Source organism: Aeromonas crassostreae, from assembly GCF_054052445.1.
In genome coordinates this window covers 207,704-219,987 of sequence record NZ_JBSTYM010000001.1, presented here as the reverse complement: position 1 = coordinate 219,987, position 12,284 = coordinate 207,704, and the positions used below count along the sequence as shown (strand labels likewise).

General features: G+C 61.1%; 15 protein-coding genes. 1 reads left to right on the top strand and 14 read right to left on the bottom strand.

The features are described 5' to 3' along the window. Window positions 1–12: 12 nt before the first annotated feature. The 12 genes from holB to yceD form a co-directional block, all read right to left on the bottom strand. Window positions 13–960, bottom strand: coding sequence for a DNA polymerase III subunit delta' (holB, locus tag ACW5W4_RS00940; RefSeq protein ID WP_456688091.1), 948 nt, complete (start codon window positions 958–960; stop codon window positions 13–15). After that, entirely contained in the window at window positions 945–1,571 is a 627-nt protein-coding gene (gene tmk / locus ACW5W4_RS00935; RefSeq protein WP_456688090.1) for a dTMP kinase, read from the bottom strand. Before tmk ends, holB begins: the two co-directional genes overlap by 16 nt. Further along, window positions 1,571–2,572, bottom strand: coding sequence for an endolytic transglycosylase MltG (mltG, locus tag ACW5W4_RS00930; RefSeq protein ID WP_427262053.1), 1,002 nt, complete (start codon window positions 2,570–2,572; stop codon window positions 1,571–1,573). The genes tmk and mltG overlap by 1 nt, the downstream gene beginning before the upstream one ends. Further along, window positions 2,562–3,368, bottom strand: coding sequence for an aminodeoxychorismate lyase (gene pabC / locus ACW5W4_RS00925; RefSeq protein ID WP_456688089.1), 807 nt, complete (start codon window positions 3,366–3,368; stop codon window positions 2,562–2,564). The genes mltG and pabC overlap by 11 nt, the downstream gene beginning before the upstream one ends. A gap of 72 nt (window positions 3,369–3,440) precedes the next feature. Further along, the gene (gene fabF / locus ACW5W4_RS00920; protein ID WP_427262051.1) at window positions 3,441–4,682 is read right to left on the bottom strand and encodes a beta-ketoacyl-ACP synthase II; all 1,242 of its coding nucleotides are present in this window, start codon (window positions 4,680–4,682) and stop codon (window positions 3,441–3,443) included. Window positions 4,683–4,763: 81 nt separating this feature from the next. Continuing rightward, entirely contained in the window at window positions 4,764–5,000 is a 237-nt protein-coding gene (acpP, locus tag ACW5W4_RS00915; RefSeq protein WP_005300909.1) for an acyl carrier protein, read from the bottom strand. Window positions 5,001–5,157: 157 nt separating this feature from the next. Continuing rightward, the gene (gene fabG / locus ACW5W4_RS00910) at window positions 5,158–5,892 is read right to left on the bottom strand and encodes a 3-oxoacyl-ACP reductase FabG (protein ID WP_456688088.1); all 735 of its coding nucleotides are present in this window, start codon (window positions 5,890–5,892) and stop codon (window positions 5,158–5,160) included. 13 nt (window positions 5,893–5,905) lie between these two features. Next, window positions 5,906–6,841, bottom strand: a complete 936-nt coding sequence (gene fabD, locus ACW5W4_RS00905) for an ACP S-malonyltransferase (protein WP_456688178.1) — start codon at window positions 6,839–6,841, stop codon at window positions 5,906–5,908. Window positions 6,842–6,919: 78 nt separating this feature from the next. Continuing rightward, complete coding sequence (locus ACW5W4_RS00900) at window positions 6,920–7,879, bottom strand: beta-ketoacyl-ACP synthase III (protein ID WP_041992300.1); 960 nt, start codon at window positions 7,877–7,879, stop codon at window positions 6,920–6,922. A gap of 7 nt (window positions 7,880–7,886) precedes the next feature. Then, window positions 7,887–8,906, bottom strand: a complete 1,020-nt coding sequence (plsX, locus tag ACW5W4_RS00895; RefSeq protein ID WP_408774640.1) for a phosphate acyltransferase PlsX — start codon at window positions 8,904–8,906, stop codon at window positions 7,887–7,889. A gap of 9 nt (window positions 8,907–8,915) precedes the next feature. Continuing rightward, window positions 8,916–9,083, bottom strand: coding sequence for a 50S ribosomal protein L32 (gene rpmF / locus ACW5W4_RS00890; protein WP_005311492.1), 168 nt, complete (start codon window positions 9,081–9,083; stop codon window positions 8,916–8,918). A 19-nt stretch (window positions 9,084–9,102) separates the two neighbouring features. After that, window positions 9,103–9,624 carry a 23S rRNA accumulation protein YceD gene (gene yceD, locus ACW5W4_RS00885; RefSeq protein WP_084205223.1) on the bottom strand — a complete coding sequence of 174 codons (522 nt, stop codon included), beginning with the start codon at window positions 9,622–9,624 and terminating at the stop codon, window positions 9,103–9,105. 357 nt (window positions 9,625–9,981) lie between these two features. Between yceD and ACW5W4_RS00880 the strand changes: the two genes are divergently transcribed. Continuing rightward, window positions 9,982–10,563 (top strand): Maf family protein, encoded by a 582-nt coding sequence (locus ACW5W4_RS00880; protein ID WP_456688177.1) that lies wholly within the window; start codon window positions 9,982–9,984, stop codon window positions 10,561–10,563. A 70-nt stretch (window positions 10,564–10,633) separates the two neighbouring features. On the opposite strand, the gene ACW5W4_RS00875 is transcribed toward ACW5W4_RS00880, so the two are convergent. Beyond that, window positions 10,634–11,281 (bottom strand): HAD family hydrolase, encoded by a 648-nt coding sequence (locus ACW5W4_RS00875; protein ID WP_456688087.1) that lies wholly within the window; start codon window positions 11,279–11,281, stop codon window positions 10,634–10,636. Beyond that, window positions 11,281–12,225, bottom strand: a complete 945-nt coding sequence (gene rluC, locus ACW5W4_RS00870) for a 23S rRNA pseudouridine(955/2504/2580) synthase RluC (protein ID WP_456688086.1) — start codon at window positions 12,223–12,225, stop codon at window positions 11,281–11,283. Before rluC ends, ACW5W4_RS00875 begins: the two co-directional genes overlap by 1 nt. Window positions 12,226–12,284: the final 59 nt, after the last annotated feature.

Sequence of the window (12,284 nt, the reverse complement as noted above, 5' to 3'; positions counted from 1 at the left end):
CTTTTCCTCTGTTCACAGCCAATGGCTGAGCCAGTTCATCAGATGTATGGTCGGATTGGAGAGTTGCCCCGGTTGGCAGGCCTCTTTGAGGCTGACGAGACGTTGCTCGGCATCGAGCAGCCGCTCGCTGGAGTGGCCCTCGGCCAGAGCATGACTGAGCCCGGCCAGGTCCGGCATCGCCAACTGCTGATGACCGCAGCCGGCCTGGGTCTTGAGGGCATCGCACAGCAGCAGTTGCAACCAGTGCAAGCGGATCTGGGTCTCCTGTCCCAGCAGGGAGCAGAGCGCGGTGATCCGGGTCGGCTCCTGGCTCAGCTGCACGAAGCCCCCCAAGAGATCCTGGCGTGCCTTGTCCTGTTGCTGCGCCAGATAGTCGAGCACCCGCAGGGGCGCCCCCTGGCAGATCCGCACCTGGGCCTGGGTCGCCGGATGGCCCTGCTCGGCCAGCCAGTTCAGGGTGACCGGCTCGGGGGGAATGTGGCAGACATGCTTGTGGCAGCGGCTGCGGATGGTGGGCAGGAGACGGGAGATCTGCGAGGCGATCAGCAGCAGCAGGCTGTCGCCGGCCGGCTCTTCCAGGGTCTTGAGCAGGGCGTTGGCCGCCGCTTCCGTCATGCGTTCGGCATCGGGAATGATCACCACCTTGCCGCGACCGAGCTGGGCGGAACGCTGCAGACGCGAGCCGAGCTCGCGCACCGCATCCACCCCTATGGTCTTGCTGTCGCCTGGGATGATGCTGAGATCAGGATGGTTGCCCTTGTCCGCCAGCTGGCAGGCATGGCAGTGGCCACAAGGCTCCCCCTGCCGGGGTTGGTGGCACAGATGAAGCCGTGCGAGCCGCTCCGCCAGCTGCTCCTTGCCAAGGCCGGCTTCCCCCAGCAGCAACCAGGCATGGCCGAGTCGCCCGGCGACCGCGCTCTGGCTCAGGGCCTGCCAGTCCGGGATCAGCCAGGGATACATGCGCGGCTGTCCAGTGCGAGTTCGATGGCGGCCTTGACCCGCTCCGGTGTCTGGCTGGCATCGATCACCAGGATGGCGTCATCCTGGGCGGCCAGCTCGAGATAACGGGCCCGGGTCCGCTCGAAGAAGCTCAGCTGCTCCAGCTCGATCCGGTCGAGTTCCCCACGATGGCGAGCCCGCTGCAATCCCAGGGCGGGATCGATGTCGAGATAGAGGGTGAGATCGGGTTTAAAGTCGCCGAGCACCGCCTGCTTGATGGCATGAATGAGCCCGCTGTCTATGCCGCGTCCGCCCCCTTGATAGGCCTGGGAGGAGAGATCATGCCTGTCCCCCACCACCCAGATTCCCTCACGCAGGGCCGGTTTGATCCGCGTCTCCACCAGTTGCACCCGGGAGGCATACATCAGCAGCAGCTCGGCCTGGATGGTGAGTGGTTCCTCGTGCACCTCCTTGACGATGGCCCGCATCCGCTCGGCCAATGGGGTGCCACCCGGTTCCCGGGTACACTCGATGCGCGAGACGCCATGGGCCTTGAGGTAGTCGGTGACATACTGGACGGCGGAGCTCTTGCCCGCCCCTTCCAGTCCTTCGATCACGATAAATTTGGACATCAGGATTTCTTCAAAATGTATTGGCGAACCGCCCGGTTATGCTCTTCGAGGGTTCGGGAGAAGTGATGGGCACCGCCCCCCTTGGCGACGAAATAGAGAAAATCGCTCGCCTTGGGGTTGAGGGCCGCCTCGATGGATGCCTTGCCCGGCATGGCGATGGGGGTCGGTGGCAGGCCGTCGATCACATAGGTGTTGTAGGGATTCACGTCGGTGAGATCGCTGCGGCGAATGTTGCCATCGTAGCGATCCTTGACCCCATAGATGACGGTCGGATCCGTTTGCAACTTCATGCCAAGGCGCAGCCGGTTGACGAAGACGCCTGCAATCTCGGCCCGCTCCTCGGGCACCCCTGTCTCCTTCTCTATGATGGAGGCCATGATCAAGGCTTCATAGGGTGTCTTGTAGGGCAGGTTCTCCTGGCGATTCTCCCAGGCGGTTTGCAGGACGCTCTCCATCTCCTGATGGGCGCGGCGCAGCACGGAGAGATCGCTGGCATGAACCGTATAGGCGTAAGTCTCCGGCAGGAACCAGCCTTCCAGCTTGCCATTGTCGATGCCGAGCTCATGGGCCAGCTCGGTCTCGTCTTGCTCCAGGGTGACCCGCTCCAGATAGGGGGCGCTGGCGAGCTGCTTCTGCCAATCCTCGAAGCGGGATCCCTCGACGAAGGTCAGGCTTAAATGAAACTCTTTGCCCGAGGCAAACAGGGAGAGAGTCTCCTTCAAGGGGGTCCCTTCCTTGATCTCGTAGGTGCCTGACTTGATGGCCGCCAATTCAGGATGGCTGCGAAGCCAGAGCCGAAGCGCCCAGGGGGTCACCTCGCCATCGGCCAGTTCGGTGATGAGGCCGGCGGCATGGGAGCCCTTTGTGACTGTGTAGAGGCGGGTCGGCCCCTTGTTGGTCAGGGTCTCCACCTGATACCACTTGTAATAGACGTACCCGCCGGCCAGGGCGGCGCTCAGGGCCGCTCCCGCGAGCAGGGTGTAAAGCCGATTAAACTTCAATTAGCAATCGCTCCTGTAGACGACGCACCACCTGCTGTGAGTCGTACTCTTTATGCTCGATACGGGTGACGGGCACCAGGCCCATCAGGGTATTGGTCAGCCAGACCTCCTCGGCCTGCCAGAGTGACTCCAGGGGGGCTTCGACGATACGCAGCTCGATCCCCATCTGACGCAGGAGCGACATCACCTGTCGGCGCATGATGCCATCCACGCCACCGTGGCCAAGATCCGGGGTAAAGACGGTGCTCCCCCGGCGCCAGAACAGGTTGGCACTCACCCCTTCCACCAGAAACCCTCGGCAATTCAATACTATTCCTTCGACCGCGCCTTGCTTGGCAAGTTCGCCTTTAAGCAAAACTTGTTCCAGTCGATTGAGGGTCTTGAGTCCGGCCAGCATGGGGCTGTCACCAATGCGCTGCTGGCAGACGCCAATGCTGATGCCGGTCCGCTGCCAATCCAGATAGTGCATGGGATAGGGCGCCAGAGAGAGGATCCGGCTGGTCTGCAGGCAGCCAGAGCCATCATAGCCACGGCCCCCCTCCCCTCGGGTCAACACTATCTTGGCGACGGCCAGCGCCTGATCGGCGATCAGGGTGTCGAGCTCGGCTGCCAGGGTGGTCCAGCACGGCGGCGAGATGGCGAGTCGCGCGCAGCCCTGCTGCAAGCGTGCCAGATGCTCGGGCCAGTAGCGGGCCTGTCCCTCCTGGATCAGCAGGGTGGTGAAATGGCCATCGCCATAGGCCAACCCTCGATCCCGGGCCGATATCGACTCTGCGGATACACCATTGATGAGCAAGCGGGATCCCTCCGATAAAAAAGGCCCGATACGAGCTCGTATCGGGCCTATTGAACATTGCCCTGGCGCGAATTATACGCGTTTGAAGATCAGGGAGCCATTGGTGCCGCCAAATCCGAAGGAATTGGAGAGGGCGTACTCAAACTGGCCTGGTTTGGCCACATGGGGCACCAGATCCAGATCGCACTCCTCATCCGGATTGTCCAGGTTGATGGTGGGCGGAGCCACCTGATCCCGAAGGGCCAGCACGGTAATGATCGCCTCGATGGCGCCGGCGGCACCCAGCAGATGACCGGTCATCGACTTGGTGGAGCTGATCATCAGGGCGTTGGCATGGTCGCCAAACACCTCTTTCATGCCACGCAGTTCGGCCACGTCACCCAGGGGGGTGGAGGTGCCATGGGCATTGATGTAGCCGATCTGCTCGGGGGCGATGCCGGCATCCTTGATGGCGTTCTTCATGGCACGAGCGCCACCGTTGCCGTCAGAAGGCGGGGCCGTCATGTGATAGGCGTCGCCGCTCATGCCAAAGCCAACCAGCTCGGCGTAGATCTTGGCGCCACGGGCCTTGGCATGCTCGTACTCTTCCAGCACCAGCACCCCGGCGCCGTCACCCAGCACGAAACCGTCGCGATCCTTGTCCCAGGGGCGACTCGCCTTGGTGGGTTCGTCGTTGCGGGTAGAGAGCGCCTTGGCCGCCGCGAAGCCGCCCATCCCCATGGGGGTGGAGGCTTTCTCGGTGCCACCGGCTACCATCACGTCCGCATCACCGTAAGCAATCATGCGACCCGCCATGCCGATGGCATGGGTGCCAGTGGTACAGGCGGTGGTCACGGCAATGTTCGGCCCCTGCAGCCCCTTCATGATGGAGAGATGACCGGACACCATATTGATGATGGTGGATGGCACGAAGAAGGGGCTCAGCTTGCGCGGGCCGCCATTGACGAGGCTGGTATGGTTCTGTTCAATCAGACCCAGGCCGCCGATGCCGGAACCGATGGCCACACCCACCCGCTCTGCGTTGTCTTCGTTGACAACCAGACCCGAATCATCCAACGCCTGTATGCCCGCCGCCACGCCGTACTGGATGAAGAGATCCATCTTGCGGGCTTCTTTGCGGTTGATGCCGTACTGTTCGGGATCGAACGCCTTGACCTGGCCTGCGAAACGGGTCGCAAACTCGCTGGCATCAAAGTGTTCGATGGGAGAGATGCCGCTCTGCCCGTTGAGCAGGGCTTGCCAGCTGGATTCGGCTGTGTTGCCCACCGGGGAAAGCATTCCCAGGCCGGTCACCACGACTCTGCGTTTTGACACTGAGCTAGTCTCCGAGAGGTATTTTGAAAGGGGTAAACATAAAAGAAGCGGCCCTTGGGCCGCTTCTTTCAGAACAGGAACTTATTCCTGATTAGCGGTGATGTAGTCGATAGCCGCTTGTACAGTAGTGATCTTCTCGGCTTCTTCATCCGGGATCTCGGTATCGAATTCTTCTTCCAGCGCCATTACCAGTTCAACGGTATCCAAAGAGTCAGCGCCCAGGTCGTCGACGAAGGAGGCAGCGTTTTTAACGTCTTCCTCTTTAACACCCAGTTGTTCGATGATGATTTTCTTTACGCGTTCTTCGATGTTGCTCATGACCTGAATTTTCCTTTAAAAATACGCTATTGCGTCTGGTTGGGGTAGTTTATTCAATTGACGTTGGTTTGCAAGTAGCTTGCTGCTGGTCAAACCACGAAATGTGCCAAACTTCGGCGTAATATCGCAAATTTGAGCAGAACTGACGACAAATTGATTACACCATGTACATCCCGCCGTTAACATGCAGGGTTTCGCCGGTGATGTAAGCGGCGTCATCAGATGCCAAGAATACCACAGCGGCGGCAATTTCTTTCGGATCGCCCAAACGGGCTGCGGGTACCTGGTTCATGATACCTGACCGCTGCTCTTCATTGAGCGCCTTGGTCATGTCGGTCTCGATGAAACCGGGAGCAACCGCATTGACCGTGATACCACGGGATGCCACTTCACGGGCCAGCGACTTGGTAAAGCCCACCAGACCGGCCTTGGCGGCGGCATAGTTGACCTGACCTGCGTTGCCCATGGTACCCACCACGGAACCTATGCTGATGATGCGGCCATGGCGCTTCTTCATCATGGCGCGCAGCACCGGCTTGCTCAGACGATAGAGGGAAGTGAGGTTGGTGTCGATGATTTCGCTCCACTCATCATCCTTCATGCGCATCAACAGGTTGTCGCGGGTGATACCGGCGTTGTTGATCAGGATGTCGATGTCGCCAAAACGCGCCTTGATGGCGGCGAAGACGGCTTCGATGGATTCGGGGCTGGTCACATCCAGGGCCAGGCCGCAGCCATGCTCGCCCAGGTAGGCGCTGATGGCCTCGGCGCCGCGCTCGCTGGTCGCGGTACCCACGACGTTCGCGCCACGGGCCACGAACGCCTCGGCAATGGCACGACCGATGCCACGGCTGGCGCCGGTCACCAACACAACCTTATCGGTAAAACTCATGCTCTACTCCTGTTTACTGAATCTGGGCCAGCGCCTGTTCGAATGAAGCGGCATCGTTGGCATGAATGCCTTCCACCCGCTTGTCGATACGCTTGGCGAGACCGGTCAGTACCTTGCCCGGCCCCATCTCGATCTCGAGGGTGATGCCCTCATTGGCCATCCGCTCGACCGTCTCGGTCCAACGTACCGGGCTGAACAGCTGACGCACCAGCGCCTGCTTGATGGCGGCCGGATCCTGTTCACAGCTGACATCGACATTATTGATGACAGCGATGGATGGAACCTTGATCTCGATCCCATCCAGGGCCGCGGCCAGCTTCTCGGCGGCCGGTTTCATCAGGGCGCAGTGAGACGGCACCGAGACCGGCAGCGGCAGCGCCCGCTTGGCACCGGACGCCTTCATCAGCACATTGGCACGCTCGACGGCTTCCTTGTGCCCGGCGATCACCACCTGGCCCGGGGAGTTGAAGTTGACCGGGGAGACCACCTGCCCCTCTGCCGCCTGCTCGCAGTTGGCGGCGATGGTGTCGTTGTCCAGGCCGATGATGGCGGCCATGGCGCCGGTGCCTTCCGGCACGGCTTCCTGCATGGCCAGGCCGCGCAGTTCGACCAGCTTGACGGCATCGGTGAAGGCCAGGGCGCCGCTACAGACCAGGGCGGAATACTCGCCGAGGCTGTGACCGGCCATGACGGCCGGGGTCGCCCCACCCTGCTGCTGCCACAGACGCCACAGGGCAACGGAGGCGGTCAGCAGGGCCGGTTGGGTCTTCCAGGTCTTGCCCAGCTCTTCTGCCGGCCCCTGCAGGGTCAGCGCCAGCAGATCATAACCGAGCACCTGGCTCGCCTCGGCGAAGGTCTCCTTGATAATCGCATGCTGTTCGGCCAGTTCGGCCAGCATGCCGACAGCCTGGGAGCCTTGTCCCGGAAAAGCGATGGCAAATTGGGTCATCATGATGTCCTTTAAAGCGAAAACGACATGAGGAGCGTGGCCGGCACAGGGCTGGCCACGCTCCTTCGTGGTGAAAGCTTAGAAGCGAACCAGGGCTGAGCCCCAGGCAAATCCGCCACCAAACGCCTCGAGCAGCACCAGCTGACCGCGCTGGATACGACCGTCACGGACCCCTTCATCGAAGGCGATGGGGACGGAGGCGGCCGAGGTATTGCCGTGTTTGTCGAGGGTCAGCACCACACGGTCAAGGCTCATGCCGAGTTTCTTGGCGGTGGCGTTGATGATGCGGTAGTTGGCCTGGTGCGGCACCAGCCAGTCGAGCTCGCTCGGATCTATGTTGGCGGCGGCCAGGGTCTCGGTCACTATCTCGCTCAGGCGGGTCACCGCGACCTTGAACACATCGTTGCCCTTCATATACATGTAGGCTTCGAGCTCGCTGCCGCTCAGGCCGCGACGGGGTTGGGGCAGCTTGAGCAGATCGCCATAGCGACCATCGGCATGCAGGTGGGTGGAGAGGATGCCAGGGGTCTCGCTGGCACCAATGACCACGGCCCCTGCCCCATCACCAAACAGTATGATGGTGCCGCGATCTTGCGGATCGCACATGCGCGACAGCACATCGGCGCCGACGACCAGCACATGGCGGGCCGCCCCCGATTTGACGAACTGATCGGCGATGGAGAGGGCATAGGTGAAACCGGCGCAGGCGGCGGCGATGTCGAACGCCGGGATCCCCGGCACGTCCAACAGGTTTTGCAGCTCGCAGGCGGCGGCCGGGAAGGCATTTTCGGCACTGGTGGTGGCCAGCACTATCATGTCCAGATCGCTTGCCTGGAGGCCGGCGGCATCCAGTGCACGCAGGGCGGCCTGATGAGAAAGGGTGGCGACGGTTTCGCCATCCCCCGCGATACGGCGCTCATGGATCCCGGTGCGCTCCACGATCCAGTCGTGGCTGGTCTCGACCATCTGTTCGAGATCGGCGTTGGTGCGCACTGAACTTGGCAGGTAGCTGCCAGTACCCAGAATTTTGCTATGCATAGAGTTCTTATAGATCCCTGTCGGAAAAGACAGATTCAAGGCGATCTGCTATTTGCAATGGAAGTTGATGCTTGGCCTCTTGCGCGGCCAGCAGGATCGCAGTAGAGAGGGCGCGACGTTCGGCCCGCCCATGACTTTTTACCACAATGCCGCGCAATCCTAACAGACTTGCACCGTTATACTGGTCGGGGTTCAGGTAAGAAAAACGCCGTTTGAGCATAAATCCTGCGATCAGCCCAAGAAAACTGCGCTTTTTTCGCGGATAACCGGCCAGTTGCCCCATCATGCGCACCACCCCTTCCGCCGTCTTCAGGGCCACATTGCCCACGAAGCCATCGCAGACGATGACATCCGCCTGGCCGGTGAACAGGCAGTCTCCCTCGATGAAGCCGGTGAAGTTGATGGCAGGGCACTGGCGCAGCAGCTCGGCGCTGTGGCGCACCAGATCGTTGCCCTTGATCTCCTCCTCCCCCACGTTGAGCAGCGCGACACGGGGTGACGCTATGCCCTCCACCAGTTCGGCGACGACCGAGCCCATGACCGCAAATTGCAGCAAGGTGTCGGCATCGCAACTGACGTTGGCCCCCAGATCCAGCATGACGGTGCGTTTGCCCGCCACCGTCGGCAGCGCCTTGATAAGGGCGGGTCTGTCGACCCCGGGCAGGGACTTGAGCACGCACTTGGCCATGGCCATCAGGGCCCCGGTGTTGCCCGCACTGACACAAGCATCGGCGGCGCCGCTCTTGACCAGATCCAGCACAACCCGCATGGAGGAGTCTTTGAGGGTTCTCAGCGCGACGATCGGCTTATCGCCCATCCCGACGACCTGGGAGGCATGTACGAAGCGAACGCGGGGATGATTGAGCAGGCCATGCTGGCGCAGAAGCGGTGTGACGCTGGTTTCGTTGCCGACCAGGATCAGATTGAGCCGGGGCAAAAGAGACAGTGCCTGCACGGCGGCAGGCACTGTTTCAGAGGGACCGAAATCGCCCCCCATTATGTCTAGCGCGACGTTGAGCGTAGACAAAGGCAATCCTTAAGCGATTACCTTTTTACCGCGGTAGAAACCATCGGCAGTCACGTGGTGACGACGATGAATTTCGCCACTGGTCTGATCAACAGTCAGGGCAGCGCTGGTCAGTGCATCGTGGGAACGACGCATGCCACGCTTGGCACGGGTTTTACGGTTCTGTTGTACGGCCATGGTAGGCTAACTCCTAGATTCACTTACGTTTAAGCTCTTCAAGAACTGCAAAGGGATTTGGCCGCTCATCAGCAGGTTCGATATCACCCCAGGTCATCTCCATGTTTCCTCTCGGGCAGGCATCCATGGGATGCATTGCGACTTGAGGCAACGAGAGGATGAGTTCATCCTCCAGGATTTGATGAAGATCTATCTCACCGTTTTCGTCCAACTCAATGGGCTCATAAGCTTCCGGCAGTTCTTCCTCGTTTGTTCTCTCGAACAGCGGAGTGTAGATAAATTCAGCTTCACAAAGGTGTTGGAACGTTTCGCCACAACGCTGGCAAACCAGGTCAACCTCGGCATGGGCAGTGCCTTTCATAACGGTCAACTTCTGGACATCTTTGCCAAAGTGCAGTGACACATCCACATCACTTCGCAAGCCTGCGGTTGATGCCTCCAGCCTGGGCATCTGCGACTTTTCAACTATCCCGACATAATCGAGTAGCTTCAAGGCACTACGGACTGGATCAACCTTAACGGGCAACTTCACCTTTTGCATAGGGCGCGAATATTATAGGTCCAACAGGGGATAGTCAAAGGAAAAAGTCCTTACCGCCGATGATTTTAACAACACATGCCCCCAAGATGCCGGGGCTTGCGCTCATCGGTGACCGATTATGCCACAAAGCAGCGGATCCGACACAGGATCCTGTCCGCCACTTGGGCCCTCGGGTGATCGCCATTCGTCCATCGCCCGTGACCATCCCCCTGATGTGCCCGGGCATCGTCATGGTCAAATGGCATCAGGACACCAGACATAACGCCCAGGTGGGGGCTGCCATCCCATCCGGCAATTGCCCTGTCGATGGCGCGGCGATACCATCGGCCGCTGATCGCAACGAACCTGGATATCATGATGTCAACACCGCTGATCCTCGCCTCCACCTCCCCCTATCGCAAAGCACTGCTGGAAAAGCTCGGCCTCCCCTTCGAGTGTGCAGCCCCCCGGGTGGATGAATCCCCTCTGCCCGGCGAATCGGCCGAGGCGCTGGTGACGCGGCTCGCCCATGCCAAGGCGGCAGCCATTGCCGACGAGGTTGAGCGGGGATTGATCATTGGCTCGGACCAGGTGTGTGTCTGCAACGGCAGGATCCTCGGCAAGCCGGGGTCGGTGGACAATGCGGTGGCGCAGCTCATGGCCGCACAAGGGCGCAGCATCACCTTCTATACCGGCCTCACCGTGCTGGATGCCGCCACGGGCCAATGCCATGGCCTGGTCGAGCCTTTCACGGTCCACTTTCGCACCCTGGATGAAGCGGCCATTCGCCGCTATGTCGAGGCCGAACGACCGCTCGATTGCGCCGGCAGCTTCAAGTGTGAAGGGATGGGAATCGTGTTGTTCGAGGCGCTGGAGGGGCGCGATCCCAATGCCCTGATAGGCCTGCCCCTGATCGGCCTCATCGAGCTGCTGGGGCGTCACGGTCTCGCCCTGCCCTGACGCCCATGACACGCCAGCCATGAAAAACGGGAGCCCAGGCTCCCGTCTTGTCATTGTTGTCAGCGGCTCGCTAATCCAGAGAGCGCCTCAACTGAGCCATGGTATCGACGATGGCGACCGGATCATGGGCCTGCAGCCGTTCTCTGCCGTGCACGCCCCAGGTCACCCCGATGCGGGCCATTCCCAGCGCCTCGGCCATGCCAAGATCATGGACCGTGTCCCCTATCATCACCGCCTCGCCAACCGGCAACGCCAGCTCGTCCAGCAGTTGACTCAGCATCAGGGGGTCGGGTTTGGAACGTGCCTCGTCGGCGCCGCGACTGGCGGCAAACAGCGGCCCCAGCCCCGTCTCCTCGAGTACCCGATCCAGACCACGGCGAGACTTGCCGGTGGCCACCGCCAGCAAGATGCCGCGCCCATGCCAGTCATGGAGCAAGTCGGCGGCATCGGCAAACAGCGGGCTCGGCGTATCGTCATGAAGATAGTGATGACGATAGGCGGCGACCAGACGGGCACAGGACGCACTACCCACCGTCAATCCGAACAGGCTCGCCAGCCCCACCTCCAGGCTCAGGCCGATGATCTGCCGGGTCTGCTCCCGGGCAGGGAGTGACAGACCGCACTCCCCGGCGGCCAGTTCGACACAGTTGACGATGCGCCCGATGGAGTCCATCAGCGTGCCGTCCCAGTCGAAGATGGCGAGCCGGGTACCCTGCATCAGCGCGCCAGCTTGTTCAGGAAGGTATCGAGCTCGGCGGCCAGCGGCGCCTCGATCAACACCTCCCGGCCATCCACCGGATGGGTAAAGGTGAGCTTCCAGGCATGCAGGAACAGCCGTTTCAGCCCCTGGCTGCGCATTTTTTCATCAAAGGCCGCTTCACCATACTTATCATCGCAGGCGATGGGGTGGCCGGCGTGTTGGGTGTGGACCCGGATCTGGTGGGTGCGGCCGGTGATGGGGCTGCATTCCACCAGGGTTGCCTCGGCAAATTGGCGGGCAATCCGAAAGCGGGTTTCGGACGGCTTGCCGTCACTGCTGACCCGCACCACCCGCTCGCCCGATTGCAGATCGTTCTTGCGCAGGGGCGCATTGACCACCTTGACGTGGGACTGCCACTGACCGCGCACCAGCGCCAGGTACTGCTTGCGCATGGTCTTGACTCGCAACTGCTCGTGCAGGCTGCGCAGGGCGCTGCGCTTCTTGGCGACCAGCAAGACGCCGGAGGTGTCGCGGTCGAGCCGGTGAACCAGCTCGAGGAAGCGGGCTTCCGGGCGCAGGGCACGCAGCCCTTCAATCACGCCAAAGCTCAGGCCGCTGCCGCCGTGCACCGCCATGCCGGACGGTTTGTTGAGCACTATCATGGCGTCATCTTCAAACAGGATCTGGCTCTCCAGACGCTGGATGCTGCCGAGGTTGGCGGAGGGGAGCTCGTTCTTTTCGGCGACGCGCACGGGGGGCACCCGCACCTCGTCACCCGGGCAGAGCTTGTATTCCGGTTTGATGCGCTTCTTGTTGACGCGCACCTCCCCCTTGCGAAGGATGCGATAGATCAGGCTCTTGGGGACGCCCTTTAACTGAGTCTTGAGAAAATTGTCGATGCGCTGCCCTTCATGCTCAGCTTCGATGGTGAGCAGCTGCACTTGTTGATGTATCTGTGTCATGGCGCGGATTTTAACACCCCACGGGCCCCTTTGCTCCATGCTTTGTTGAAAAATGGCAC